Annotated in this window: 30 protein-coding genes and 1 pseudogene; 13 read left to right on the forward strand and 18 right to left on the reverse strand. The window is 57.1% G+C overall.

What is annotated here, in order from left to right; all coding sequences use genetic code 11:
* The first annotated feature begins 63 nt into the window (after positions 1-63).
* A complete protein-coding gene (locus ACR0KS_RS09010) occupies positions 64-900 on the forward strand; it encodes a DUF3631 domain-containing protein (protein ID WP_170563416.1) in 837 nt (278 codons plus the stop codon).
* A 145-nt stretch (positions 901-1045) separates the two neighbouring features.
* A complete protein-coding gene (locus ACR0KS_RS09015) occupies positions 1046-1441 on the forward strand; it encodes a Rap1a/Tai family immunity protein (protein WP_170563420.1) in 396 nt (131 codons plus the stop codon).
* A 32-nt stretch (positions 1442-1473) separates the two neighbouring features.
* Here the strand turns inward: ACR0KS_RS09015 and ACR0KS_RS09020 are convergent, their stop codons facing one another.
* The 9 genes from ACR0KS_RS09020 to phhA form a co-directional block, all read right to left on the reverse strand.
* The gene (locus tag ACR0KS_RS09020) at positions 1474-1668 is read right to left on the reverse strand and encodes a hypothetical protein (protein ID WP_170563423.1); all 195 of its coding nucleotides are present in this window, start codon (positions 1666-1668) and stop codon (positions 1474-1476) included.
* A gap of 51 nt (positions 1669-1719) precedes the next feature.
* Positions 1720-1893: a hypothetical protein gene (locus tag ACR0KS_RS09025; RefSeq protein WP_170482658.1), complete on the reverse strand. Its 174-nt coding sequence runs from the start codon at positions 1891-1893 to the stop codon at positions 1720-1722.
* Positions 1890-2495, reverse strand: a complete 606-nt coding sequence (locus tag ACR0KS_RS09030; RefSeq protein WP_170563426.1) for a hypothetical protein — start codon at positions 2493-2495, stop codon at positions 1890-1892. Before ACR0KS_RS09030 ends, ACR0KS_RS09025 begins: the two co-directional genes overlap by 4 nt.
* Complete coding sequence (locus tag ACR0KS_RS09035) at positions 2482-3138, reverse strand: hypothetical protein (RefSeq protein ID WP_170563429.1); 657 nt, start codon at positions 3136-3138, stop codon at positions 2482-2484. Before ACR0KS_RS09035 ends, ACR0KS_RS09030 begins: the two co-directional genes overlap by 14 nt.
* Before the next feature lie 22 nt (positions 3139-3160).
* Positions 3161-3394 carry a hypothetical protein gene (locus tag ACR0KS_RS09040; protein ID WP_170563431.1) on the reverse strand — a complete coding sequence of 78 codons (234 nt, stop codon included), beginning with the start codon at positions 3392-3394 and terminating at the stop codon, positions 3161-3163.
* Positions 3395-4248: 854 nt separating this feature from the next.
* Positions 4249-4650, reverse strand: a complete 402-nt coding sequence (locus tag ACR0KS_RS09045; RefSeq protein WP_170563434.1) for a DUF4864 domain-containing protein — start codon at positions 4648-4650, stop codon at positions 4249-4251.
* A 48-nt stretch (positions 4651-4698) separates the two neighbouring features.
* Positions 4699-6273, reverse strand: coding sequence for a lysine--tRNA ligase (locus tag ACR0KS_RS09050; RefSeq protein WP_170563437.1), 1575 nt, complete (start codon positions 6271-6273; stop codon positions 4699-4701).
* A gap of 134 nt (positions 6274-6407) precedes the next feature.
* Complete coding sequence (locus tag ACR0KS_RS09055) at positions 6408-6761, reverse strand: 4a-hydroxytetrahydrobiopterin dehydratase (RefSeq protein ID WP_170563440.1); 354 nt, start codon at positions 6759-6761, stop codon at positions 6408-6410.
* A gap of 7 nt (positions 6762-6768) precedes the next feature.
* Positions 6769-7569: a phenylalanine 4-monooxygenase gene (gene phhA, locus ACR0KS_RS09060; protein WP_480693181.1), complete on the reverse strand. Its 801-nt coding sequence runs from the start codon at positions 7567-7569 to the stop codon at positions 6769-6771.
* Between the two features lie 108 nt (positions 7570-7677).
* Here phhA and ACR0KS_RS09065 point away from each other — a divergent pair, with 108 nt between their 5' ends.
* On the forward strand, positions 7678-8145 hold the full coding sequence (locus tag ACR0KS_RS09065; RefSeq protein ID WP_170563445.1) for an Lrp/AsnC family transcriptional regulator: 468 nt from the start codon (positions 7678-7680) through the stop codon (positions 8143-8145).
* Between the two features lie 81 nt (positions 8146-8226).
* A complete protein-coding gene (locus ACR0KS_RS09070; protein ID WP_170388952.1) occupies positions 8227-8649 on the forward strand; it encodes a tellurite resistance TerB family protein in 423 nt (140 codons plus the stop codon).
* Positions 8650-8651: 2 nt separating this feature from the next.
* Here the strand turns inward: ACR0KS_RS09070 and dacB are convergent, their stop codons facing one another.
* The 3 genes from dacB to ACR0KS_RS09085 form a co-directional block, all read right to left on the reverse strand.
* On the reverse strand, positions 8652-10130 hold the full coding sequence (gene dacB / locus ACR0KS_RS09075; protein WP_170563448.1) for a D-alanyl-D-alanine carboxypeptidase/D-alanyl-D-alanine endopeptidase: 1479 nt from the start codon (positions 10128-10130) through the stop codon (positions 8652-8654).
* A 67-nt stretch (positions 10131-10197) separates the two neighbouring features.
* Positions 10198-10818, reverse strand: coding sequence for a nicotinate-nucleotide adenylyltransferase (locus ACR0KS_RS09080; RefSeq protein ID WP_170563451.1), 621 nt, complete (start codon positions 10816-10818; stop codon positions 10198-10200).
* Positions 10819-10888: 70 nt separating this feature from the next.
* Positions 10889-11605, reverse strand: coding sequence for an HNH endonuclease signature motif containing protein (locus ACR0KS_RS09085; RefSeq protein WP_170563454.1), 717 nt, complete (start codon positions 11603-11605; stop codon positions 10889-10891).
* A gap of 70 nt (positions 11606-11675) precedes the next feature.
* Between ACR0KS_RS09085 and ettA the strand changes: the two genes are divergently transcribed.
* The 5 genes and pseudogenes from ettA (at position 11676) to ACR0KS_RS09110 (ending at position 15589) form a co-directional block, all read left to right on the forward strand.
* A complete protein-coding gene (ettA, locus tag ACR0KS_RS09090) occupies positions 11676-13343 on the forward strand; it encodes an energy-dependent translational throttle protein EttA (protein ID WP_170414758.1) in 1668 nt (555 codons plus the stop codon).
* 4 nt (positions 13344-13347) lie between these two features.
* A pseudogene (locus ACR0KS_RS09095) lies at positions 13348-13434 on the forward strand (SEC-C metal-binding domain-containing protein); the annotation flags it as partial.
* Between the two features lie 108 nt (positions 13435-13542).
* Complete coding sequence (locus tag ACR0KS_RS09100; RefSeq protein ID WP_170563457.1) at positions 13543-14478, forward strand: hypothetical protein; 936 nt, start codon at positions 13543-13545, stop codon at positions 14476-14478.
* A 164-nt stretch (positions 14479-14642) separates the two neighbouring features.
* Positions 14643-14849 carry a cold-shock protein gene (locus tag ACR0KS_RS09105; protein ID WP_170378838.1) on the forward strand — a complete coding sequence of 69 codons (207 nt, stop codon included), beginning with the start codon at positions 14643-14645 and terminating at the stop codon, positions 14847-14849.
* Between the two features lie 179 nt (positions 14850-15028).
* Positions 15029-15589: a L,D-transpeptidase gene (locus ACR0KS_RS09110; RefSeq protein WP_170388946.1), complete on the forward strand. Its 561-nt coding sequence runs from the start codon at positions 15029-15031 to the stop codon at positions 15587-15589.
* Here ACR0KS_RS09110 and ACR0KS_RS09115 read toward each other — a convergent pair whose 3' ends face one another.
* Positions 15590-16210 carry an arylesterase gene (locus tag ACR0KS_RS09115; protein ID WP_170564744.1) on the reverse strand — a complete coding sequence of 207 codons (621 nt, stop codon included), beginning with the start codon at positions 16208-16210 and terminating at the stop codon, positions 15590-15592.
* A gap of 65 nt (positions 16211-16275) precedes the next feature.
* Here ACR0KS_RS09115 and ACR0KS_RS09120 point away from each other — a divergent pair, with 65 nt between their 5' ends.
* Both ACR0KS_RS09120 and ACR0KS_RS09125 read left to right on the forward strand, forming a co-directional pair.
* Positions 16276-16971: an ABC transporter ATP-binding protein gene (locus ACR0KS_RS09120; RefSeq protein WP_170563460.1), complete on the forward strand. Its 696-nt coding sequence runs from the start codon at positions 16276-16278 to the stop codon at positions 16969-16971.
* Positions 16968-19496, forward strand: a complete 2529-nt coding sequence (locus ACR0KS_RS09125; RefSeq protein ID WP_170563463.1) for an FtsX-like permease family protein — start codon at positions 16968-16970, stop codon at positions 19494-19496. Before ACR0KS_RS09120 ends, ACR0KS_RS09125 begins: the two co-directional genes overlap by 4 nt.
* A 2-nt stretch (positions 19497-19498) precedes the next feature.
* Here the strand turns inward: ACR0KS_RS09125 and ACR0KS_RS09130 are convergent, their stop codons facing one another.
* Positions 19499-19945, reverse strand: coding sequence for an Rrf2 family transcriptional regulator (locus ACR0KS_RS09130; RefSeq protein WP_170388942.1), 447 nt, complete (start codon positions 19943-19945; stop codon positions 19499-19501).
* A gap of 95 nt (positions 19946-20040) precedes the next feature.
* On the opposite strand from ACR0KS_RS09130, the gene ACR0KS_RS09135 reads away from it, so the two are divergent.
* A complete protein-coding gene (locus ACR0KS_RS09135; RefSeq protein WP_170563467.1) occupies positions 20041-20610 on the forward strand; it encodes a gamma-glutamylcyclotransferase family protein in 570 nt (189 codons plus the stop codon).
* Positions 20611-20688: 78 nt separating this feature from the next.
* Here the strand turns inward: ACR0KS_RS09135 and gltX are convergent, their stop codons facing one another.
* Entirely contained in the window at positions 20689-22014 is a 1326-nt protein-coding gene (gltX, locus tag ACR0KS_RS09140) for a glutamate--tRNA ligase (RefSeq protein WP_170563470.1), read from the reverse strand.
* 139 nt (positions 22015-22153) lie between these two features.
* On the opposite strand from gltX, the gene ACR0KS_RS09145 reads away from it, so the two are divergent.
* On the forward strand, positions 22154-23086 hold the full coding sequence (locus ACR0KS_RS09145; protein ID WP_170563473.1) for an MBL fold metallo-hydrolase: 933 nt from the start codon (positions 22154-22156) through the stop codon (positions 23084-23086).
* Between the two features lie 2 nt (positions 23087-23088).
* Here the strand turns inward: ACR0KS_RS09145 and ACR0KS_RS09150 are convergent, their stop codons facing one another.
* The 3 genes from ACR0KS_RS09150 to ACR0KS_RS09160 form a co-directional block, all read right to left on the reverse strand.
* A complete protein-coding gene (locus ACR0KS_RS09150; RefSeq protein ID WP_170563476.1) occupies positions 23089-24417 on the reverse strand; it encodes an NAD(P)/FAD-dependent oxidoreductase in 1329 nt (442 codons plus the stop codon).
* A 154-nt stretch (positions 24418-24571) separates the two neighbouring features.
* The gene (locus ACR0KS_RS09155) at positions 24572-24850 is read right to left on the reverse strand and encodes a hypothetical protein (protein WP_170698133.1); all 279 of its coding nucleotides are present in this window, start codon (positions 24848-24850) and stop codon (positions 24572-24574) included.
* A gap of 278 nt (positions 24851-25128) precedes the next feature.
* Positions 25129-26787: an NAD+ synthase gene (locus ACR0KS_RS09160; protein ID WP_170563482.1), complete on the reverse strand. Its 1659-nt coding sequence runs from the start codon at positions 26785-26787 to the stop codon at positions 25129-25131.
* Positions 26788-26861: the final 74 nt, after the last annotated feature.

Consider the following 26861-nt stretch of genomic DNA (forward strand, 5'->3'; position numbering starts at 1 on the left):
TGGTTTTATCAATGTTCCCAGATATGCCCGAGTGTCGGCATCCCACGAGCTGGGGTCCTCTCCATGAGCGACCACCGCGTGGAGTTCCATGCAGGAAACGCGAACCTGTTTTCCCAGTACCCGCGCGTCTTGATCAAAAGCCCCGAACCAAACTCGGGCAAGACGACCGTGTTGGAACTCATGGCCTTCACCGTCCCGCAAGCCGTCATACTGGACCGTTCGACCTCCGCTTCGGTGATAGCGATGTTTGATATCGCGAAAGGTTCGGTGGCGTTTTTCCTCGACGAACTGGACACATGGGTTGCCACGAAAGAAGGCAACGACGATATGACCGGTATCTGGAACTCAGGTTTTGAGCGGGGCAAACAATCCGCGAAGATGGAGCAGATAGGGAACACGTGGCAACCGGTGTTCCGGTCGTTGTATGCGCCGGTCGCCGGGGCATCACTCCACGACCTGCCCCCAGCAAACGAAAGTCGGGCCTACGTGGTTCGCATGGTGCCAGACCGCACTGGAAGCAAACAAAACATCCGGAAAGAAAAGAACGTGCTTGGGGGAAACCCGCTGGACGACCTGCGGCAACAGGTGGTGGACTTCTGGGCCGGGGAACCCGAAATCGAACTGGCCCCGAGTACCGAGGACCTCGACGGGCTTGGAGGTCGGGACGCTGACCGGGCCGTGCCATTGATTTTGCTGGCGCGGTTCGCGGGCGGCGACTGGTACGACCGACTGCGGGCTGGGATGGCCTATATCCAAAACCGGAACGACCCCAAACAGGGGCCAAACCGAGAACTGTTGGAAGACCTTTGCCGGGTGTACGTTGCTGGCGACCCGGGACACCTGCCGAGTTCGGACGCGGTGTCACGTCTGGTGAGCCCGCAGCGGTTATTACTGGTATAACGGCGCGAAAATCCAATAGAAGAGTGCTTCCGAAAACTGGCGTATTTGTGAAAGGAATTGGCGCAGATTGAAAAGGCACAAAATTCTGAAGTAAGTACATCTAATCCAAATAGGCGGCCACCATTCCGAGAAATAGGACTAACAAATGAAGCATCTGGTCTTAGCTACTATTTTGACTTTTGGCGCTGGGGTCGTGTCCGCCCAGAGCCTTGACGGAAATGCGCTGTGGGAAGTTTGTAGCAGTACTGTGCGCAGTGACGAAGCGTTCTGTGCCGGTTACGTTTTTGGCGTAAATGATGGCGGAATGTATACTGCCCTTGCTGCACGCATTCAAAACAGCGAAGATGTAACCGAACTAGACGTAAACAAAGCACTCAAAGAAGTTAATAGCGTTCTGGGATACTGCACACCGAATTCCGTAACTTCTCCTCAAGTTACGGACATTTTTAAGGCATACTTGGAAAAAAATCCCGATCAAAGGCATTATCCTGCACAAATTCTCTTCACTGCGGCAATGAAAGAAGCGTTCCCTTGTGAATGAGACCCTGTATCAGTTGTTTCGGCGGTTGGGTATCAGACGGTGTCGTCCCAGTGGTTGGGGAGTTCCGGTTCACTGGGCAACACATCTGGCGCGGTCACTCCGTGCTTGGTCAACCACTCGCGGATGGTGGCCCACTCGTCCTGTAGGCTGGGCTTCGAGCGCCATTCCTGCAGTTGTTCGAGTTTGCATTTGAGGTCAAAGGGGATAGTTCGGGGCCACTCGGTCATGGCTCATGTTCTACTTTTGTTCTAACTCAGGTCAAGTCACATTTTCGCGGATTACCCGAGTGCAAAATCCAGGATCACACACCCTATCGCGAACACGCATAGAAACAACGGACCCCAAGGAAAGGTCGCCTTGGGGGTCACTTGGATGTTGATTGTGATGTTGGGTTCATGGGCATCGGTTTCGGGCGTGTCCTTGGACCCGGGGAACTGGACTACGTTGGTCATGCCGCCAACCCCCTTTTCACAGCTTCCGCAACTCGGTCTAACTCTGCTTCCGACCGGCTGTGCCATTTGTTGTAGGCCGGTGGAGCCAGCGAGGGCATTTCGATAACGCAACTATTGGCGATGTCCAATCGAGCCAAATCGTTGGCCGCGCCGCGCCCATGCACAACTACGACCTTGGGCGAAATCCGGTTGTGGACCCACTCGAAAATCTTGGTTCCAACCCTGCGCTGATTTTCGGTCAGATCGGCGCTCATAGGCGTGGAAAAGCAGACCACGTTGGTTTCCAGAACCTTTGCTCCAACGTGTTTGAGGCGCTCCGATAACCGGTCGATGTTTGTCCGGGTCGGGGATGTCTCGCAAAGTTGTTCGTAGAGGCCACGGCACGACTGGCCGTTGCGATTGAACAGGGCATCAACGTGCCGCTCTTGGCTGCCAACGAGGTCCACAGAGTAGCCGTTGCGTTGGTTACGCCCGACGATGAAACAGTCGGCTTCGGATGGGTCCGACAGGTCAGTCATCCAAGGGCGCGGATATTGTCCCTCGCTGGGCGCTGTGTAGACGAACGCCTCATAATACAGGTCTTGGCTTTCACACACCCTCATATTTGTTGCCTTTGCTTCGGTTCTCAGACATTGGCACCACCCTAAGGTTCCATGGGGCGTGTAACATCGACTGAATAGCGCGGCAGGTGTTTTCACCTTGCAGTGGGATCACGTGGTCCACCTCATACCCTTCTGGGCAATTCTCATAGATGACTTCGATCTCATCATGCTCTGCCCATTCGGGCGTGGCGTCATAAAGTGCCGCGCGACGACGCGCCGCTTTAGCGTTGAACTTGCCGCGGTTTTTTTCAATCCACTTTCGCTGGTATGCTTGTTCGCGTTCGCGCAAATCTTCCGGCGTCCGTGCCGCTGCAATCGCAGAAATCTCAGCCTTTCGCTCACCCGGTGCCGCGTCAGTTCCGTAGTAATCTGCATACCAAGCATTGTACTTGTCGGTCCGACGGAATTCACGTTGATACTCGGCCTTAGCCTTACTCTCGCAGTCTTCCGATCCGCAAAAAATCTGATAGTTGCCGCTCTTGGTAAACTCGCACCCACAGATTTTACATTTGGGCTTAGGTCTTAACGCTGCTTTTGATTGGCGTCGGGCTCTTTGCGCTGCCGTTCTACAACTTTGGCATTGACGCCCGTGAACAAGAGCTTTGCTTTCGCCGCATTTGGTGCACGTCTTCACGTTGCTCATCTCCTAACCTCCTAGTGTGCACCTAGTTACGTGGCGTTAGTTTCGCTTGTGATTTCCTGCCAACTTTTACCTCTCGTACATCCACCTGTCCTAGGAACGAATCCAAGGTCACGGTTTCCCCGGCCATCAGCCGGTCTCGGGCCTCGTCTGGCATGGGCAGCATTTGTTCGAGTTCAACCAGCCCTTCGGCTGTCTCGGTGAACCCATTCGGGTGTGCAATAAGGTATGCGGTCATGTTGGTCATCTCGCGGGTCATTTCTACCCCACGAATAAAATTATGCCGATGCCTCACGTCAATTATATATTTTATAAACAGTCACTTAGCGTTGTCACAACGGTCATTTACAACGACAGATTGACCCCAATATCTCGGACGTGATTTCTAGGAGGATGGGCTTTGGTCGGCCCTTCACTCGCTGGTAAGTCGAACGCCCGGGGTGGTTCCCGGGCGTTCGCGTGTCAATCTTCCTGCTGAAACTGCGTCCCTGTGAGGGTTTCAAAAAAACACCCCGCACAGAGGCGGGGTGTAGTCACTCACGTAGGGTCCCCAATGGGGTTAGGGACATAAGATAATACGTCTGTTGTGTTGGAAAGGATCACATCAACATAAATCCTGCGATTAGTTGGTCTTCGGAAAGCTATTTTGGCACCAAGTAACAAACGGTTGACCTATTTTCGCATGACCATTCCCTCCAACCCACTATTTCTGGCCTTGATGCTGCTGATTTGTTGGTGGGTTGAGTTTGTTCACGAGGGGGTACGCAGCAGCATCAGGGGGCGCACACTGCCGACTTCCCCCGAAACTCGGTGGTGTGTCGCCCCCATCCCGCGTGTCTATCTTCCTACTGAAATCGGTGGCTGTTATTTTGGGGTGCGGTCGCGACGAGTGGTTCCCAACGCCAAGCGCGCGGCTAGCGGAGGTCCCCGGTTTCCTTTCCTCAAGGCAACTGGGGGCCTCAAACCCACCTCTCCCCGTCCCCTCCCCGTCTGGAATCCAGCATCACACGACAGAAACCCCGTAGAGACGGGGCCTCAAGCATGTCGCCCAAGGCCCCTGTTAATCGAAAAGGGATTAATCGCCCATCACGTCACCGTAACGGAGGCGTTGCATCACGCGGCCGGATCGGAATTTCCAAGCAACTGGACGCCGTTGATCTTCCACCCGCTTTCAAGCTGGATCATTTGATAGTCAAGGATATGGGCACGCCCGTCCCCATCCACGATCATCACCTTCTGCCACAAAGCCCCGGCCACTTCGCGCAGTTCCAAAAACCTTACTTCGGATGGCCGCCAGACCATCGGATAGCCATTTCGCACCATCGCCCCGAAATTCTCGGGCGTGCGAAATATGTTCTGGATATTCGGGCTGGCAAAGGTAAAGGCGGTGACGAAATCATCCGCTTTGAACGCCTGTATCTGGGCTGCGATATTGGCCTCGATCTCGGCATCCTGAGCGGCACCGCTGGTGACCAGCCCAACACTGACAGCTACGGCAAGAATAATTCGGCGCATGGGGCCACCTCCTGATCGAAGGGTAGCCCCATCAGGTATCAGGTCAAATCAGACCAGATCTCCGGCCAGCGCCTTGTCGATCAACGCGATCGTTTCAGGCACGCCATACAGCGCAATAAACCCACCGAAACGCGGCCCTTGAGACGCACCCAAAAGCACTTCGTACAGAGCGGTGAACCATCCCCGCAGCGGATCGAACCGATCACGTCCGATGGCATAGACCACGGATTGCAACGCCTCATCCTCGATCGGACCGTCATAGTCTGCAAGCGCGGCTTTGAGCGCTTCCAACGCCTCGCGTTCTTGATCCGTTGGTGCGCGATGTTGGCGGGTTGGTTTGACGAAATCGTTGAAGTAACGCACCGCAAAGCCTGCCGCCTGATCAAGGTCGGGATGCGTTTCGGCCGTAGCCTCAGGCGCATACCGGCGGATGAAGCCCCACAACGCCTCTTTGTCCTCGGCACCGGAAACCGACGCAAGGTTCAACAACATTGCAAACGGCACCATCAGCGTTGATTCAGGAACGTCGCCACCGTGGATGTGCCAGACGGGGTTGTTCAACTGAGCCTTCAGCTCTTGCCCCGGATAGGCGCGCAACTGCTGGTGATACTCATCCACTGCTTTGGGGATAACATCAAAATACAGACGCTTGGCCGTCTTGGGCTTTTGGTACATGAAATACGATAGGCTCTCGGGCGCGGCGTAGGTCAGCCACTCCTCCATCGACAAACCGTTGCCCTTGGATTTCGAGATTTTCTGCCCCTGCTCATCATTGAACAACTCATAGCTCAGCGACTCGGGCGGTTGCTTGCCCAGCGCCCGGCAGATTTTCGACGACTGCGTGACCGAGTCGATCAGGTCCTTGCCCGACATCTCATAGTCCACACCCAGCGCAGCCCAGCGCATCGCCCAATCCGGCTTCCACTGCATCTTGACGTTGCCGCCGGTGACGGGGATTTCGACCTTTTCGCCGTCGGGTTCCTGATAAACGATCGTGCCTTTGGCCACGTTGCGCTCCAGCGTTGGAACTTGCAGCACGTGGCCGGTTTTCGGACTGATCGGCAGAAAGCAGGAATAGGTCTCGCGCCGCTCTGCCCCCAGTGTCGGCAGCATGATTTCCTGAATTTTCTCGAACCGGTCCAAGGCGGTCAGCAGCATCTCATCAAACTTGCCGCTGGTATAGTATTCAGTGGCCGAGGCGAATTCGTACTGAAACCCGAAGCTATCCAGAAAGTCACACAGCATCGCGTTGTTGTGCTGCGCAAAACCTTCGTGCGTGCCAAACGGATCGCGCACTTTGGTCAGCGGCAGGTGCAGGTCTTCCTTCAGCGCGTCCTGCATCGGTACGTTGGTCGGCACTTTGCGAAAGCCGTCCATATCGTCCGAGAAACAAATCAGCTTGGTTGGGATGTCGCTGATCTGCTCAAAAGCGTGACGTACCATAGACGTCCGGGCAACCTCGCCAAATGTCCCGATATGCGGCAGGCCCGACGGTCCATACCCTGTCTGAAACAGCACGTACCCCTTTTCAGGAGCGCCCTTCTGATAGCGTTTGAGCACCCGGCGCGCCTCTTCAAAAGGCCAAGCCTTGGACGACATCGCGGTTTCACGCAGTTCAGACATTATTCGACAAGCTCCATCGGGAAAAACAGTGCCGGTCACCGCATGCAACCGACCGGCCCCTCCTATTGTGCCGGTGCAGCATGAGTCAATAAAGCCTGGGGTTTTTCCTGACTGGAAAGGCTAGAAACGCGGGATCACGAGGTCAATTGATCCAGTTTGGCCGCCCAGATGAAATCATTCTCGCTGAGGCCACCAATTTCGTGCGTCGTCAATTTGACATCCACATAGCCCCAGCCAAACGCGATATCCGGGTGGTGGCCCTGTTGGTCCGCAAGCCACGCGCAAAGATTGGCCAGATAGGTTGCCTTGGCAAACCCTTTGAACGTGTAGTGGCGGCTCAGCGTTTTCGCCTCCGCGTCCAGTTTCCACTCAGAGGTAAGCTCGGCCATATGCGTATTGGCCTCATCAGCCGTCAAAGGTGGAATTCCGCCGGAACAGGGCACACAGGTCCGGTCCGACAGGCTGCAGGTCTCTCCAGTTGGGATCATTTTCGGTTCACTCCGCCGCAGTTGCTTTTTCCGGAAACTTGTTCGGCAGCAGCCCAAGGGTCTGCGCCCGTCGTACATCCGCCAACAAATCTCGGTCGGCGGCCTCAAACAGGTCTTCGGGCGACTCTAACACGAAATAGCCCATTTGATGCATGTCGATCCGATAAGGCGTGCGTAGGATCGTAAGAACATCGAACGGATCCCGGTCGGGAATGTCGCTTTCAACGGCGTAAACCAATTCGGTGGGAGAAGATGCAAGCCCCGACCTCAGCGCCTTTATCTCTCCGTCCTGCCGACGCAACCCGAATTCGATCGTGAACCAATAAAGACGGATCAGCCACGAATAATCTCGATCTTCGGCCGCAACGCCCGCTTGCCCGATCGCCTGACTAAAGGTTGCAAATCGCGGATCGCTCAGCAGCGGCGTATGACCGAAGATTTCGTGGAAGATGTCGGGTTCTTCGATATAGTCGAAATCTTCGCGCGATCGGATGAACGACGCAGCGGGGAACACCCGGTCTGCCAACATTCCAAAGAAGGTTTTGAACCCGATCAACGCCGGCACCGGCTGAACCCGCCAACCTGTCAGATCCAACAATCGGTCAGAGATGTCCTTGCACGACGGGACAGATGTCTTTGGCAAGTCCAACCGCTCCAGCCCTTCAAGGTATTCGCGCGCCATGTACCGACGAATGTTGCTTTGCTGCGCGGCATAGAGATCAGCCCAAACAGCATCCTCCTCGGCGGTATAGGCAATATTGCCCTGCGCATCTGCGACCTTGGCAACGTAATTTGTCGATTTAGGCATGGCGACTCCTCCTGAAGAAAAGTTTATACCTTTGCGGCGACAGAATTAGTTTTGATGGCGTCGCGTTTTGCCCTATTTTGAATGAAACATTCCGAGAATGATCAAAATATGACCCAAATTCTTCAACCCGCCGATATTGCCATTCTCAAAGAACTCCAATCGGACGGGCGTCTGTCCATGCAAGACCTGGCTGATCGCACCGGTTTGTCCGCGTCACAATGCTGGCGCCGGGTGCGGGATCTTGAGGCTGCTAGTATTGTGTCCGGCTACGCAGCTCAGGTGAAAGCCAAATCTGTCGGGCTGAACGCGATTGCCTATGTCCATGTTGCTCTGCGCGATCATCAGGAAGACAATATCGCCTCTTTCCTGCGCCTCGTGGAAACCGAACCACAGATTGTCGAATGTGCTTCAATCACAGGGGATCATGATTTTATTCTGAAGGTCTATGCGAAAACACCAGAGGAGCTTGAGCACTTCATCATGCAGCGTTTGCTGAAGTCCGGCTTGGTCCGCGACACACGCAGCAATTTTGTTCTGCGGCAGACCAAAACTCGCGGACCGCTGCCTATTCTATGAGTGCCGGGGGCAAAACTCATTGAACCTCAACTCGACCCCTCCTATCGTGCCCGCTCAGAACAGCTTAATCAGGACGACAGCATGACCGATCAAGTTCCTCACCCGATGTCCCCTCAGGATTGCCTTGTTGCGATCATGGTCGCGGTCTCGGCATCGGATGAAACCATCCGCACAGCCGAACTGGTCAAGATCGAAGGTGCGGTGAATATGCTACCGGTCTTTGCCGAATACGACATCGACCGGACACGGCGTGTTTCGCAAACCGTATTTGACTTGTTTGAACAAGAAGACGGGCTGGATGCGCTTTTCGGTCTAATCCGGGACAACTTGCCCGAACGCCTGCACGAAACGGCCTATGCGCTGGCCTGCGATGTCGCCGCAGCGGATGGATCTCTTGCTGAAACCGAGCTGCGTCTACTGGAAGAAATTCGGTATGAGCTGAACATCGACAGGCTGCACGCAGCCGCTATCGAACGCGGCGCACGGGCGCGTCACACCACCTGAATTTAACTGCCGTTCAGGGTTCCCCAACGCTCGATCAAGGCGCGCTGCAGCTTGCGCGAACGACTGTTCCAACTGCGCGCTCCTTGCGGGCGCTCGCGCTGGGCACGGGGGATCGTGGCCCGGTGGTTAACGTCGGCTGTGAAGATGGCGAACGCCAGCTCGGACCCGTCTGGCGTCGTGATGAACCCACCTAAACCGGATACAAAATTCAATGTCCCGGTTTTGGCGTCCACCTTGATCGGATGATTTTTAACTGGTCGCCCCTGGCTGTCCGCCAATGTGAACTTTTTCAACAATGGCCGTAGGGCTCCAGCCTTTTGTGCCTCGATCAAGGCCTTGACCAGATCCCCCGGAGCGACCCGAGACGCGTCTCCTAGCCCGGAATGGTCGACCATCGCAATGCCATTGACGCCATAAGTCTCGGCCGCCCATCTGTTCATTTCCGCCGCAGAGTCGGTCAGAGATTGCAACTCTGCCCCACGCGCCGTCGACGCCGCCATACCAACCATTTCGGCCGTCAGGTTGGTCGAGTATTTCAGCATCCCGCGCAGGATACTGTCCAACGGATCGCTTCTATGCACGACCAGCACGGCACCTTGGGGCGCTTCGCGGGTCACTTGCACACGATCCAGGACAATTCCATTCGACCGGGCTAGCGTACGGAACACATCACCCGCATACAGGGCCGGTTTTCTTACAGGCAACCAGCGTGCGCCTCCGTTGCCCAATGCGCCTCGCGCGACTGACCAACGATCCTGACGTGCGCTCGGCTCATAGGTATAGATCGGTGCCTTTCGAGCATCGACCCGCATCGTGGCCATATCGACCGCCGGATTGAAACGCGCACTGCGCGCATCCATCGCTACGCTGTAGTCGGCACCCTCGCGTTTCCACTCGAAATGCACACGGTTGAAATTCAAAGATATCCCACTGATTGCCGGACTGTAACCAAGATGATCTGGTTGACCTGCGTCGATACTGAACACATAGGGCAAAGCACCGTCATATACTTTGAAATCGCCGCGCACCTCGATGACCCCGGCCTCACGCAAATTGGCTGCCATCGTCGCCAGCGCGTCCGTATCCAACAGGGGATCACCCCCTCCAACCAGGATCAAATCCCCCTTGAGGATGCCGCCCTCTATCGGCCCTCCCGCCACCAGTTTGGTTTCAAACCGGTGTTCCGGCCCAAGCACGTCCAGCGCGTAAAGCGCGGTCAAGGCTTTTGCGACACTGGCCGGCGGCAACCCCACGTCGCCAGCAACCGCCTCCAACTCGGCCCCTGTTTCTACATCCGCCACCGCGAACGCGACCTCTCCTTTTAAACCGGCCGCCCGGATCAGTCGCTCGGCTCCGCTTGGCTGCACACCGCGCAGTTGAGGCCGCAGCGATACCGAAGGCGCATCAGCCAAGACCGCAGCGGGGATCAAGGCCGCGCCAAGGCTTCCGAGAAAACTACGTCGTGAAAAACGATCAGCCATGGGTCAATTACAATCCCAGAGATCACTGGCAAACAACCGGTCACTGATGATTATGCTCTTGCAGGGGCTATTCCGGCAACACCCCATTCGCCCAAACGCCACGATTTCGGAGTTCCGTCGAACTGACGTCAACCATCGGCATATTCACGAAACACCAGGCCGGAGCCTCGGCCTTACCCAGCAGATGGCGCGCCTGTCCGTCGATCCTGTACTTGGAATAAACCCGCGCTGCGGGGGACATCCGGGCCGAAATCCTATCCCCCGGTCGCGCGACAACGCCAACTGGTACGCTATCCATAATCAATCGCCAATCCTTCCAGCGATGAAATTGCGCAAGATTGTCCGCCCCCATCAACCACACAAACCGGACCTGCGGATACAGGCATTGCAGCGCTGCCAGTGTATCCGCTGTTGCTCGCGTGCCGGTTTGAGCCTCAATATCCGTCACTGTGACACGTGGGTGCTGCATGACCGCCTTGGCCGCTTCGACCCGACGCTCCAACGGGGCTGGGCCTTTCTCCTTCAACGGATTGCCCGGTGTCACCAACCACCAGACCCGGTCCAGACCAAAGGCTTTCATCGCTTCGCGAGTCACATGCACGTGGCCCCGATGCGGAGGGTCAAAAGACCCTCCGAACAGGCCGATCACCTGACCCGGCCGTGCAAATGGTATGGTGTTTCGCTCCATCCCTTGCTGATGTTCAGAACTGAGCCGCCTTGTCAATCAACAGGTTGCACCGCGTCCACCCGAACAACCGTCAGTCAATTGGTTCGGAGACAGCCGATGGGCAATCATCAAGATCACTCTGCAAACCGTACATTCGATCGCGGCCAAAATGTTCGCGCCGGTGACAGTTCGGGCATAGCGCAATCATATTTGATGGCTCGTCACGACCGCCTTCCGACAACCAAGTCTTATGATGAACTTCAAGAAACCATTCACCAAAACTATTTTGGAAAGTACGCCCCCCACAGCACTCACACGTTCCGTTCGCGCGAGACTTAACGAGACGTACAAATTCCGAATTGCGAACAAACCGAGTTGTCGCCGTCGAGACACGCATTGGCTGATCTTGATTCACTTTTGGCCCTGCCGGGGCTGCAAAGGCATTTCTTTCTTCAGCCCCGTTTGCCCATTTGACAATATGAGCGCTTTGCAATTCGGACAGGTCACAACGCAACACACCAAGGTTCCTCTGCCGTCGATCATCAAACTTCAGGATATCGAAACCAAGCTGCATCAAGTCGCCCTCAAACGTCTGCGTAACCCATTCTCTGGGCTTCACCCCAACAGGGACGCCTTCCAAAACACGGTCCACTACAATCTTCAGGTCCCAAAGTGTCCTTTCAACCGGACACAGAAGATACGTGTTCTGCGACGGAGCGCGACCCGTTGGCAATTCCAACAGCGACTTTGTCCACTCTATGGCCCTTTGAACGTGTGATCGATCAATCCCCATCTTCTCAAATGACATCTGCCGATTGCTCCTCAAAGTCTTCCAATATATTACCGCCTTCAAACTTGGATTCCATCGGAGCAGATCAATGGCCGCCTATCAATATGTCTACCACATGCAGGGTGTCTCGAAGACCTATCCCGGTGGCAAGAAGTGTTTTGAAAACATCCACCTGAGCTTTCTGCCCGGCGTGAAAATCGGTGTCGTCGGCGTCAACGGCGCGGGTAAATCGACGCTGATGAAGATTATGGCCGGTCTCGACACCGACTTCACCGGCGAGGCTTGGGCCGCCGAAGGTGCCAAGGTCGGTTATCTGCCGCAGGAACCTCAGCTGGATGAATCGCTGACCGTCCGCGAAAACGTCATGTTGGGCGTGGCCGCGAAAAAGGCCAAGGTCGACCGCTTCAATGAAATCGCCATGGAGATCGCCGAGAACTACTCGGACGAGCTGATGGAAGAGATGACCACCCTGCAGGACGCGATCGACGCCGAGAACCTGTGGGATCTGGACAGCCAGATTGACGTCTCGATGGAGGCGCTGCGCTGCCCGCCGGATGACGCCAACATCGCCAACCTCTCGGGCGGCGAGAAACGCCGCGTGGCGCTCTGCAAACTGCTGCTGGAAGCGCCCGACATGCTGCTGCTCGACGAACCGACCAACCACCTGGACGCCGAGACCATCGCCTGGCTGCAACAGCACCTGATCGACTACAAGGGGACCATCCTGATCGTCACCCACGACCGTTACTTCCTAGATGACATTACCGGCTGGATTCTTGAGCTCGACCGTGGCCGCGGCATTCCTTACGAAGGCAACTACTCCTCGTGGCTGGAACAAAAGGCCAAACGGCTGGAGCAGGAAGCGCGCGAAGACAAGTCCAAGCAAAAGACCCTACAGCGCGAACTGGAATGGATGCGTCAGGGCCAGAAGGCGCGCCAGGCCAAGTCCAAGGCCCGGATCAACGCCTATAACGAGCTGGCCGAACAGTCCGAGCGCGAAAAGCTGACCCGCGCCCAGATCGTCATCCCCAACGGCCAGCGACTTGGCGGTAAGGTGATCGAGGTCGAAGGTCTGTCGAAACACATGGGCGACAAGCAACTGATCGAAGGGCTGGACTTCGCCCTGCCCCCCGGCGGCATCGTCGGCGTCATCGGCCCCAACGGTGCCGGTAAATCGACCCTGTTCAAGATGCTCACCGGTCAGGAACAACCCGACAGCGGCTCCATCTCGCTGGGTGACACGGTCGAGCTGTCTTATGTCGACCAGTCCCGCGATGACCTCAAGGACAACGACACCGTGTGGGAGGCGATCACCGGCGGTGCCGAGATCATCCAACTGGGTGACGCACAGGTCAATTCGCGCGCCTATTGCTCGTCGTTCAATTTCAAGGGTGGCGACCAGCAGAAAAAGGTCTCGCTGCTGTCAGGCGGTGAGCGCAACCGCGTCCACATGGCCCGCCTGCTGAAAGAAGGCGGCAACGTCCTGCTGCTCGACGAACCGACCAACGATCTGGACGTCGAAACCCTGCGCGCACTAGAAGACGCACTGGTTGATTTCGCCGGCTGCGCCGTGGTCATCTCGCACGACCGCTTCTTCCTCGACCGGATTTGCACGCATATTCTGGCCTTCGAGGGTGACGCGCATGTGGAATGGTTCGAGGGCAACTTCGAGGATTACGAAGAAGACAAGAAACGCCGCCTGGGACCAGATGCGTTGGAGCCCAAGCGGTTGAAGCATAAGAAGTTTGCGCGGTAGCGGTTTGCTTACAAAAGAACAGTTCGACGATCTTTTTTCAGATCAACTCTGTTTCTGTGGCAGTGGGCAACACTATAGCGACTGCCACAGAAACAAGACTTACAAAAAACCAATTGAAATCAGTCATGATCAGGCAAAGTTCATGCATCGCCCTCGAACTTGCCCTGTTTCCACAAACGGTGTCTCTTGCGGACACCCCGTGATCGCTTCTCATTCACAACAACGCAAAGGTCCGCTCAAAGAAATCACAGAAGCAGGCCATGTAATTGGATTTTCAAATGGGCCGAATGCAAAACCCTCAGATAGTAGACGTCAGGATTTCGCCAAAGTCAGTGCCAAAAGAGCATCAACTTTCCCAGGCCTGTGCGCGGAGCACGACGCGACCGTATTTTCTGAAATCGAAAACAAAACTCTGAACCCAAGTTACCGTAATTCGCTGGGCCTGGCTATCCGATGCGCGCTTTATGAGGCTATTGTGCACACCGACGCCGGATTGTTCTTAAACTGGCTCCGAGAAGTGCCAAGTTTTGAATTTTGGATGGACCCGAATGTCTACACGGACGAACTTGAGCACATGGCTCACTATGCGCGGTATAACTGGGATCTCGTAAATCTGCTCCAACGTATCAAGAGTATAAAGAGCACCCGGAATCTCTTCTTCTATTCCGCTTTGATCGATGCCGCGTTGCCGTTTTCCTCGACTGGTTGTTTTTGCATTGAGAACGATATCGCTGGCAATCAACTTCAGCCGTTTTCCGATTTCGGGCGTAAGTTTTCGTACGCACAATTAACAACAATGCCCCAGTCCAATGGCACTACGTTACTCTCCGTTTCCTCAACAAACGACAGAGATAGGGATTCTTCTTGGAGATTTGTGAAATCTTACGCTGAGTGTAAAGCAGAGCTCCTACCGAATGCGATCTTACGGACCGCTCTAGAGTGCACTGAGAACACATACTTTAGGCCTTCGTGGATAAACTCCCTCAATAGCTCCCAAAAGAAGCTCATATTAGAGAGATTTGACGACCGAGCGGCATTCGAAGTGGGCAAAGAAAAACCACATGCATCGCTCGCTGCGCCTTTAGACTTGGAGATAAATGGCACGCGAGTGAAATTCGCTTCGAACGTGACTTAAGCAACGCATCTTGCCACGCAGTCGTTCCAATGCCATATCCAAGGTGCTAACGTTTTTCTATTTCGACCTACTGTCTCCTTCTACGGCGCTCAGTCTCTCGATCCAGACCGACGACGCCAGGCTGCCGCAACCACGTGGGCAGCACCAAACAGGAGACAACGGATATGCCAGCAGGCACCGTAAAATGGTTCAACACCACCAAAGGCTACGGCTTCATCGCGCCCGAAGATGGCGGCAAAGACATCTTCGTACACATCTCGGCCGTCGAGCGCTCGGGCCTGACCGGTCTGGCCGACAACCAGAAAGTCACGTACGAGCTGCGCTCGGGTCGTGACGGCCGCGAAAGCGCGGACAATATCGAACTGGCGTAAGCCGTTCCAAGGGCAGGGATAATCCCCTGCCCTTTTTCTTTTTCGACCGGCGGCACGACGTCGATACTGTGTCCGCAGGAATACATCACATTTCGGTTACTCTGCCCCGGTGATTGACCGGATCGGATATCATTCAACATTATCGTTATGATTTCCGTGTTGTTTTGAAGAGAACCACCATGTTCACACGTCGCACATTCGTTACCGCAGCCGCCGCCACCTGTTTGATACCGGGAATGGCCACGGCAAAGAAAAAAGCCGTCGAATACGATCCCACGCCTCAATACGTGAGAATCAAGAAAGAGTTTCTGCCGGGCCAGTTGTTGGTGGTGCCGCGCTCTTTCTACCTCTACTTCGTGACCGAGCCGCGCAAGGCCATCCGCTATGGCTGCGGCGTCGGCAAAGCCGGGCTGGAATTCACCGGAACCGCCACGATTGACGTCAAGAAAGAATGGCCCACCTGGAGGCCAACCGAAGAAATGATCGAACGGGAACCAAGGACATATGCCCGCTTCAAGGACAACGACTATGTCCAACCGGGCGGAGGCGACAATCCACTTGGTGCCCGCGCCCTTTACCTGTTCCAGAACGGTGTCGACACCTATTTCCGGATACATGGCACAACGCAGCCACAAACGATCGGAACAGCGGCCTCTAACGGGTGTATCCGGATGTTGAACGCACATGTCATAGATTTGTATGCGCGCGTGCCGATCGGTACTGTTGTGACTGTGGTTTGACTAGTTGTCGATCCGCGCGACCAATTCCAGAACATAGGGACCAAGCGCCTGAACGATTAGGGAAACCCCTTCGGCATTGGGATGTATGCCATCCGTTTGCATGAAAGTCTGGGCGGCATTGGGATCACCCTCTGCCGTCAGCCCAGAGAAAAAACTGGGGGCATAGCCGGTCTGATATTGCCCTGCCAGATCGGGGTAAATCGCATCGAACTCGGACTTGTAGTCTGTCCCGTAGTTCCCCGGCGCCTGCATGCCGACCAACAGAACCGGAACACTGGCCGTATCGGCGGCCTGTATGATCGTTTCAAGATTGGCGCGCGATACTGCGGGATCAATCCCTCTCAGCAGGTCGTTCCCACCCAAAGCAACGATTATTCCGTCTACATCCGGTGTCAGTGTCCACTCGACACGGGATGCACCGCCTGCGGTTGTGTCCCCGGATACTCCGGCATTGATCAAGCGAACATCGCCTCCCTGAGACTGCAACCACCGACCCAATTGAGGTACAAAACCATCCTGCTCCGGCAAACCGTACCCTTGGGTCAGCGAGTCCCCCAGAGCCGCGATCACAACGGTCTCGGCTGTGGCCGCAAAGCCGCAGCAAACAAACGCGCCTGACATCAAAGCCTTGCGCAAAATCCCAACCGCTCCATATCCCAATTGACCACCTCCGCTTGGATTGACCTATGACATCACCAGTTCTTTCGCTTCAAAATGCCGCTTTGTCGCTGGATGGCAATGCCGGTCGGGTGGATATTCTGCACGACATCAATTTATCGGTAAACAAGGGCGAAACACTGGGGCTGGTTGGTCCGTCCGGGTCTGGAAAGTCGTCATTGCTGATGCTGATGGGCGGGTTAGAGCAGGCAACAAGCGGCAAGATCACTGCGCTGGGTCACGATTTGACCGGTATGAATGAAGACGCACTTGCTCGTTTCAGACGCAGCGCGATGGGCGTTGTTTTCCAGAATTTTCATCTCATCCCCTCGATGACAGCCGTGGAGAACGTCGCCACGCCGTTGGAACTGGCAAGACATCGTGATGCCTTCTCGCGGGCAGAAACGGAGCTGGAGGCCGTCGGACTGGCGCATCGCCGAGATCACTATCCGGCGCAGCTATCTGGGGGAGAGCAACAGCGCGTTGCCCTTGCGCGCGCCGTCGCGCCGCGCCCTCAGATATTACTGGCTGACGAGCCCACTGGGAATTTGGACGAAGCCAACGGCACCGCCATTGTCGACCTGTTGTTTGATCTCCGGGATCGACATGGTGCTACCCTCATACTGGTCACGCATAGCCACAGCCTGGCCCAAAAATGTGACCGGGTGGTCCGGTTGCGCGACGGGCGCATAACCGAAGACACGCAGCAAGAGGCCGCAGAATGAGCCTGCGCCTTGCCGCGCGTTTGGCGCGTCGCGAACTGCGCGGTGGGCTGCGGGGGTTTCAGGTGTTCCTCGCTTGTCTGGCGCTTGGGGTCGCGGCAATCGCCGCGGTTGGGTCCGTTCGCCACGCCATCCAGACCGGATTGTCCGAAGAAGGCGCGGCCCTTTTGGGCGGGGACGCGCAGTTGGAGTTCACCTATCGCTTTGCAAGTGACGATGAACGCGCCTGGATGCAGCAGACGGCACAAGCCCTATCCGAGGTCGTTGATTTTCGCTCGATGGCCGTTGTCCAGTTGAACGGCGAAACCCAACGCGCCCTGACACAGGTGAAATCGGTTGATGACGCCTATCCCCTTTTGGGGTCGCCGGTCCTGGAGCCCGAGATGCCGCTCTCGGTCGCGTTGGACGGACAAGGGTCACTGCCCGGCGCCGTCATGGATCCGCTGCTGATCGACCGGTTGGGTTTGGCGATAGGTGACCGGGTTTCGCTTGGAACTCAGGACTTTGTATTGATGGCAGCCCTCGTACATGAGCCGGACGGGGCCGCAGACGGGTTCGGGTTGGGACCGCGAACGATGGTTCGCACAAAGGACCTTCAAGCGTCTGGACTGCTTGCGCCGGGAACGCTGTTTTCAACAAAATACAGGCTGGACCTGCCGCAAGACATTGATCTCGGAACACTATCAGCAAAGGCGCAGGCGTTCTTTGATGGAACTGGCATGCGCTGGACCGATGCCCGAAACGGCGCGCCCGGAATTTCCGAATTTGTCGCCCGTTTAAGCGCCTTTCTGGTTTTGGTCGGGCTATCCGGTCTGGCAGTAGGTGGCATCGGCGTCTCCGCCGCAGTGCGCGCTTATCTCGCCCAGAAAACCGAAACCATCGCAACCCTGCGGACATTGGGCGCAGACAAGGCAACCATCTTTCAAACCTACATGATTCAGATCGGTATCTTGTCCGGCATAGGCATCGTGCTGGGCCTGATACTGGGCGGGGTTGCGCCTCTGGTCTTGGCACCTCTGATCGAAGCCCGTCTGCCTGTACCGGCAGTGTTTTCACTCTATCTGCAGCCCTTGGCAGAGGCCGCGCTCTACGGGCTTCTCACCGCCTTTTTGTTCACGCTCTGGCCGCTAGCCCGGACAGAAGACGTCCGCGCCGCGACCTTGTTTCGCGATGCCCTGACCTCGGCAAAGGTTCTACCGCGCACCGTGTATGTGATTGCCACAGGTATAGGTCTGGCGCTGCTGATTTCGGCGGCTGCATGGTTCAGCGGGTCTGCGCGCCTGACGCTTTGGACCAGCGGAGGGCTGATCGCCGCGCTGCTCCTCTTGTCGCTATCTGCGCTGGGTATCCGCAGGCTTTCACGCCTTGCGGCAAGACCGGCCCGAGGTCGCCCAGCCCTACGCTGGGCGCTGGCGGCCATTTCCAACCCCCGCGAAGGCGCAGCTTCGGTCGTGTTGTCCTTGGGATTGGGCCTTTCGGTACTGGCGGCGGTCGGACAAATCGACGGGACATTGCGCAACGCAATCTCAGGAAACCTGCCCGACGTTGCTCCGTCCTATTTTTTCGTCGATATCCAGAAAGACCAGATGCCCGGGTTTTCGGATCGTCTGGCAAAGGATCCCGCCGTCAGCCGGGTAGAGAGCGCACCGATGCTGCGGGGCATCATCACCCAGATCAACGGACGCCCGGCGCGGGACGTTGCTGGCGATCATTGGGTTCTGGACGGTGATCGCGGTGTGACCTATTCGGCGCTGCCCCCCCAAAATGCACGGCTCACCGCAGGCCAATGGTGGCCCGAAGATTACTCGGACAGCCCCCAAGTCAGCTTTGCGACCGAAGAAGCCGAGGAAATGGGCCTCAAACTCGGCGATGAATTGACGGTCAACATTCTCGGGCGCGATATTACGGCCGAACTGACATCATTGCGTGAAGTAGATTTCTCGACCGCAGGGATGGGTTTCGTCATGTCCATGAACCCGTCAGCCCTTGCCGGTGCGCCGCACAGCTTCATCGCCACGGTCTACGCCGAAGAACAGGCCGAAGCCGCCATTCTGCGCGATCTGGCCGGGCAGTTTCCAAACATCACTGCGATCCGCGTGCGAGACGCGATCGACCGGGTGTCTGGCCTGTTGGCAGGTCTGGCGGCGGCGACGTCCTACGGGGCGGGCGTTTCACTTCTGACAGGCTTTTTGGTCTTGATCGGCGCTGCTGCCGCAGGCGAACCCGCCCGCAGGTACGAAGCCGCAATCCTTAAAACACTGGGCGCCGACAGACGCCGCATTCTGCTAAGTTTTGCCCTACGCGCGGTGCTTTTGGGGGCTGCGGCTGGGTCTGTCGCATTGCTGGCGGGCATTCTCGGCGGATGGGCCGTGGCGACATTCATCTTTGACACGGATTTTGCCGTCATTTGGCCTTCGGCCATTGGCATCGTGCTGGCTGGTATCTTCGTAACTCTGGGCGCGGGCCTAGTCTTTGCCCTGCGCCCTCTTGCGGTACGCCCGGCCCGCATCCTGCGGGCCAGCGATTAAACCTATCTTACACAGGCCACCGGCTGTAGAATTTTCAACAACTGATCGTTGTCGCACACCAGCGCGTCCAAAGTAATCTCATCCAGTGAGGCATAGAAAACTTCGGCCGCATCCTGCAGCGCCAGTCGCAACCGGCAGGCTTCTGTCAAAGGGCAGGTATTGTCGGCATCCGCAAAACACTCTGCCAGCGGCAAGTTACCTTCCACATGGCGGAAAACCGATCCGATGCGGATCTGTTCGGCCGACCGAGCAAGGGTCATGCCGCCGTTCCGCCCGCGTTGCGTGCTGAGATAATTGAGCTGACTCAGTTGATTGATCACCTGTGCCAGATGGTTTTCCGAGATATTGCAGGCTTCGGCGATCTCGGACTTGGTCACCAATCTGTCCTGATGCGCCGCACAATACATCAACAGGCGCACTGCTATGTTCGTCCTTTTGGTGATGCGCATGATGGCCTCCCAAATTTCAAGATGGGATCTTATTGCATGTCCGGCAAAAAAGCGGTTTGACATACATCAATCGGCACAACCGGGCGCAGAGGCACATGGCAGACCCTTATTTCTTTGGCTACGGCAGCCTCGTGAACCTCGCCACCCACGACTTTCCCGATCCACGCCCCGCCCGGCTAAAAGGTTGGCGACGGGCCTGGAAGCATACTGACCTGCGACCCGTCGCCTTTCTGACAGCCGTGCCGGACCCCGGCTCAGAGATCGAAGGGATGATCGCCCATGTTCCCAGAAACGATTGGGCCGCGCTGGATGAACGGGAATGGGCCTATGACCGCGTGCCTGCAACGCATTCCATCACGCATCCTCTGGCGCACGATGTTGAGATCGCCGTATATGCCGTTCCTCATCAACGGCACAGCGAGCCGACGGACCAACACCCGCTACTGCTCAGCTATATTGACGTGGTAGTCCAAGGGTATCTGCGCGCCTTTGGCGAGGAAGGAGCCGAGCGTTTCTTCACAACAACCGACGGGTGGGACGCGCCGATCCTGAACGATCGGGCCGAACCACGGTACCCGCGTCATCAACAGCTCAAACCCGACGAGACGCGGTTTGTCGATGACCGCCTGCAGCATCTCTCTGCAACCATCATCAACACCCAATAAAAAGGCCGAGGTCAAACCCCGGCCCTTCTTCTGTTCAAAAATACTTCCGCCGGAGGCACGCGCCGCAAGGCGCGTTCGTCACCCCCGCGCGCGGATCACTTGCAGCAATGGCAACAAGGTCGCCATCTCAGGTCCCCGTTCCATACCCGTCAACGCCTTGCGCAAGGGCATGAACAATCCTTTGCCCTTCCGACCCGTCGCCTCTTTTACGGCGCTCGTCCATTTGCCCCAGGTCTCCCCATCGAACGGTCCTTCGGGCAGCAGGGCAACGGCCTCGGCGATAAACTCCCGGTCTTCGTCAGCGATCAAAGGCTCGGCCCCATCGCGGCACAGCTCCCACCAGCCTTTCAGATCGGCCAGAGTTGTGATGTTCTCGCGCGCCATGGCCCAGAAAGGCTCGGCCAAATCAGCGGGAACACCGGCGTCCGCGACGGCATCGGCAACATCAGCCAAAGGCAACGATTGCAAGTGCTTTGCGGTCAGCGGGAACAGGTCCTGCACGTCGAACTTGGTTGGCGCGGCCCCAAATCGACTAACGTCAAAGCCTTCGATCAACTCGGCCATATCCGATCGCAGTTCGACCGGATCGGACGAGCCCAGACGTGCCATCAGGCTTAGCAGAGCCATCGGCTGCACACCCTGTTCACGCAGATCGCGCAGGGCCAGAGTCCCCAGTCGTTTCGACAGCGCCTCTCCCTGAGGGCCGGTCAGCAGTGAATGGTGCGCAAAACGCGGGCAGGTGCCGCCCAGCGCCTCAATGATCTGAATCTGCGTTGCCGTATTGGTCACGTGGTCGGACCCGCGCACCACATCGGTGACGCCCATCTCGGTGTCATCCACGACCGACGCAATCGTATAAAGAACCTGCCCGTCGCCCCGGATCAGCACCGGATCAGATACCGATGCCGCATCAATCGAGATGTCGCCGAGAATGCCGTCATTCCACTCGATCCGCTCGTGATCCAGCTTGAATCGCCAGACGCCATTGCCACGTTCGGCACGCAGGGCCTCTTTCTCAGCATCGCTGAGGTTCAGCGCGGCGCGGTCGTAGACCGGCGGCTTGCCCATGTTCAGTTGCTTCTTGCGCTTCAGGTCCAGCTCGGTCGGTGTCTCGAACGCCTCATAGAAACGACCCATCTCGCGCAGCTTGTCGGCAGCCTCGGCATAGCGGTCCAGACGGTCGGACTGACGCTCGACCCGGTCCCAGTGGAGGCCCAGCCATTCCATGTCCTGCTTGATCGCGTCGACATATTCTTCCTTCGACCGCTCGGGGTCGGTGTCGTCGATACGCAAGATGAACGTACCGCGAGCTTTGCGGGCAATCAGATAGTTCATCAGGGCGGTGCGTAGGTTGCCCACATGGATGTAACCGGTGGGCGACGGGGCGAAACGGGTGGTTGTCATAGGTGTCTCCTGTTGGCGCGGCTCTTGTCACAGGATGGGCGTTTTGTCCAGCCACCGGGCCTGTTCACGGTATCGTCAAGTGGCAAGTTGATATCTGCGACCTATCTTTCACCTGCTGGCACACACAGGGAGATCAAAAATGACCGTTAAACTGACCCGCCGGGCCGCTTTGGGCGCAGCGGCGGCTTTGCCGCTTGCATCGGCAGCGACACCGCTTCTGGCGGCAGGGGCTGAAACAAAGGCCAACTCGACTATCGCCAAGTCCTTTCACTTGGGTGATTTTACCGTAACGACCCTGCTTGATGGCAGCCTGCCCCGCGATGGCGCCAAAGATATCTTCGGCGGTGGCGCCTCGGATGAGGATTTCGCCAAGGTCTCGGCCGATAACTTCATCTCGCCTGAGGTGGCGCAATTTTTCTTTACTCCTACGATGGTCAACACGGGTTCTGAACTGGTTCTGTTCGACACCGGCTTGGGTCAGGGCGGCATTCAGTCCGCGCTGGCGGATGCGGGCGTCACCCCTGACCAGATCGACGTCGTTGTCATCACCCATATGCACCCCGACCATATCGGCGGCATGACGACTGATGACGCGCCGACCTTTGCAAACGCGCGTTATGTTACCGCCTCGCCCGAGTATGATTTCTGGGCAGCTCAGGATGCGGGAAACCGTGTTGGCGATCTGGTTGCCGCCAAGGTGACTCCTCTGGCCGAGAAAATGAACTTTGTCGAAGACGGCGGAGAAGTCGCGTCAGGCATTACCGCCGTCGCTGCCTACGGGCACACTCCCGGCCACACGGTCTACCACCTGGAAAGCAATGGGCAACGGCTGGTTCTGACGGCTGATCTGGCAAATCACTATGTCTGGTCCTTCGCGCATCCAGAATGGGAGGTCCGCTTTGACATGGACAAAGCGGCCGCGACCGCATCCCGGCGCAATGTGCTGGGCATGCTGGCCGCCGACAAGGTGCCGATGATCGGGTATCACATGCCCTTCCCGGCGGCGGGGTTTGTCGAAACCCGCGGAGAGGGCTTCCGCTTTGTCCCCGTCAGCTATCAGATGATGGGCTAGGCTTAAAATCCGGGGTCCGGCCGCACTTTTGAGCCATCCGTAAATCGGGAAAGGCGAAAAGCGGCCGGATTCACGCACGGCTCAACGCCGGTGACAAGGTCTGCCATCAACCGCCCCGCCCCCGGACCTATCCCGAACCCGTGCCCTGAAAACCCGGTAGCAATGAACATCCCCGGTAGGTCATCGACCTCGGAAATCACCGGGACCGCGTCAGGGGTGACGTCAATCATCCCTCCCCAGCTTTGAACGATCTCGGCCTGTTTCAATGCCGGAACACCTTTGCAGGCACGCGCCCAAGCCTGCCTTAGCACTCTGGTCGAGGGCTCGGGATCCAGCGTGCGGCAGCGCTCGAACGGAGTAACGTCGGTCGGAAGCCACCTTCGGTCCTGTTGCGCCTCAGCCGCCCAACGCTTGGAAACCCGAAACCGCAGCGAACGCCATTCTTGTCTGTAGGCGGGAAGGAAACGCCGGGCCAGACGAAAACTGTCGGGCACGATATCGACCGTATTTTCGTGCCCTGACGCAATCGTATAGCCCCCATCAGCCCGTTTCCGCATGGCAAAGTCATCAGACCACAAAGCCGTCTCTGGCCCTTCGACCGGCGAGGTGCGCAGCACCGTGTTCAGCACCTTTAACTGCGGAAGGTCGATCCCCGCATTCCCAGCAAACAGTCGCGACCAGGCACCACCCGCCAGCACGACCTGCTTACAAGACACACGCCCCCTTTCGGTGAAAACTCCAGCAACCAGACCGGACTGCACATCGACACTACGCACGGCGCAATTTGTCATCAAAACCGCGCCACGGTCACGGGCAGCCTCGGCAATGGCAGGGGCTGCCCATTGCGGCTCGGCACGGCCGTCCTGTGGCATGTGCAGAGCATATTGCAGCCCGGTCGCGCATCCGGGCAACAACGCCTGCAAATCCGCCCCCGACACCATTCTCGCGCCCGTCTGCAACCCGTCTACGTGACGCATCCATCGTTCCAGATTGTCACGGTCTCTGGCGCCGGATGCTCCAAACAGAATCCCGGATTGGGTGAAACCTGTCTTGCGGCCGATCTTTCGATCGAGATCAGCCCAGATACGCTGCGCCTCGACCATCAGCGGGATTTCGCGCGGGTCGCGCATACCCAATCGCACCCAGCCCCAGTTCCGAGAGCTTTGCTCGCCCGCGATTTGACCTTTTTCGCATAGCAAAACTGACAGGCCGCGCTCGGACAGCTCCAGCGCGGTCGCGGAACCGATAATTCCTCCTCCGATGACGACGACGTCCACACTCTTGGGCAGGCACAGATCAGGCTCGACTGGGGTTGGTTTTGGGCCGGGCATTTACCGCTCTTTTGTCATTGCTCTGGCAGCAATGAATGCCCGACACGGAAACCGAGGCAATACGACCGAAGTCGTGTTTTGAACTATTTTGGAGACATGTGGCACCGGCGCAAGGGTCCGGCGTTGCGGTAGTTTCGATCTGCGTACGGACGCGTCAGGCCGTGCCGACCAGTTCCGCCCATTTCTGACGCAGCGAGGTTGCGAACCCGATATCAGTTGCCGGCGGTTCTTCGACCGGGGCGTCTTTGACCTCCGGCTCAGCCACCTGCTTCTGCTGCGCAATTTTCGACCCGATCTCACGGAGACCGGCATCTTCGTTCAGGACATTCGCAATGGCGTTATCAAGCTCGCCCTCGTCCAAAACCCGCCCCTTGGATTGCATTGACTTCCAAGGCAACGGCGAGTGGAGAGGTTTGTCGTATTGCTCACGCATAATCGTACCAAATCATCAAATCCAACACCCCGGGAGCGGCGAGTCGAGAAAGGCTCTTTGGAGACCGTCCATAGGCTCGTGACTGTTCTCAATAAGTCAAACCCGCCCCAGATAGGGCAATTTTTCAACAAAACTATGGCGAAAAAATGTCATGCCCTCAAGCGGATGACGTACTGTAGCCGCTGCGCACCGACTCAAGTGGCAAAATTGGAAACACTTAGTCAGAAATCACCAGATTACATACACAACAGAAACCGTAAAGGCGCGGCCAAAGCCCTTCAGGACTGATCCCGCCAGCGATTCACAATCGGGTATCTGCGATCCAGCCAGAACGCGCGGCTGGTAAGCCGGGTTCCCGGCGCGGATTGAAAGCGTTTGTATTCACTAATGTAAATCAGATGCTCGACCCTGCGCGCGACATCGCGGTCAAACCCCGCCGCGACGCAGTCTGCAACCGAACCCTCCTGATCCACCAGAATGTCCAGAATCGCGTCCAAGACGGGATAGTCCGGCAAGCTGTCGCTATCTTTCTGATCCTCACGCAGTTCCGCGCTGGGGGGCTTGTCAATCACGGAAGGCCGGATCACCTCACCCGATGGGCCCGACATCCAATCACGGTGATTGGCGTTGCGCCAGCGGCATGTCTCGAAAACGCGCGTTTTGTACAAGTCCTTGATCGGGTTATAGCCGCCGTTCATGTCACCGTAGATCGTCGCGTACCCTACTGCGACCTCGGACTTGTTCCCGGTGGTCAACAGCATCTCGCCAAATTTGTTCGAGATGGCCATCAAGAGCAATCCGCGTAACCGAGACTGAATATTCTCCTCGGTCAGATCGGCATCCCGACCGGCAAACAGAGGAGCCAGCGTTTCGGTCACGGCTGACCGGCTGTCCGAGATCGGGACAAAATCATAGTGCACACCCAACGCCTTGGCGACGGCCTCGGCGTCGTCCAGCGAACCCTGGCTTGTGTATTCCGAAGGCAGCATCACGCACCTGACATTCTCGGCCCCAATCGCGTCTACCGCGATGGCGGCGACCAGCGCTGAATCCACGCCGCCAGACAAACCCAGCACCGCCTTCTTGAATCCGGTTTTTCCCATGTAGTCGCGCAAGGACTGGACCATTGCGCGATAGTCCTGTTCCCATTCATCCGGCTGGGGCACGACATCGGCCGGCACAATCCGCCAGCCATCATCCCCACGCTCAAGATCGACATGGGTGACTGCTTCATCGAACACGGGCATGCGGAACGCCAGCTCGCCGCCCGGGTTCAGACCAAACGTGCCCCCATCAAAGACCTGATCGTCCTGTCCACCCACCATGTTGAGGTAGATCAGCGGCAGACCGGTCTCGACCACCCTTGCGACCATGTGATTCAGGCGCACATCGTATTTGTTGCGAAAATAGGGGGACCCGTTTGGGATCAAGAGAAACTCTGCCCCGGTCTCCTCAAGCGTTTCGGCCACATCCGGGTGCCAGCCGTCTTCGCAGATAGGGCTTCCGATCCTGGTATTTCCCACCGAATAAGGACCGCCCAAAGGTCCCGAGTCGTATAGCCTGACTTCGTCAAAGACGGTCTCATTGGGCAAGTGATGCTTTAACGCCTTGCTGCCGATCCTGCCGTTCTTGAGGATGAGATAGGCGTTGTACAGGCCGTCACCTTCGACCCACGGCCCACCAATTGCGATCGCAGGACCATCAGCACATCGCACGGCCAGTTCTTCGACTGCAGCCATAGCAGCCTGATGAAACGCGGGCTTCATCACCAGATCCTGCGTGTTATAGCCCGTGATGAACATTTCCGGCAGGGCAACCATATCCGCCCCGGCTGCGCGCGCTTGCTCCCACGCGGCGAACGCCTTGGCTGCATTGCCATCTATGTCGCCTACAACGGGATTCAGTTGCGCCAAAGTGATGCGGAAACGGTCGGCCATGCTGCCCTCTTGCCCTCGTCAGTCCTATTGCATTTATCAGATCGAACCGCGAGGAAAAGGCAAATGCGGCAAAA

The organism is Ruegeria sp. BC7 (assembly GCF_056539165.1).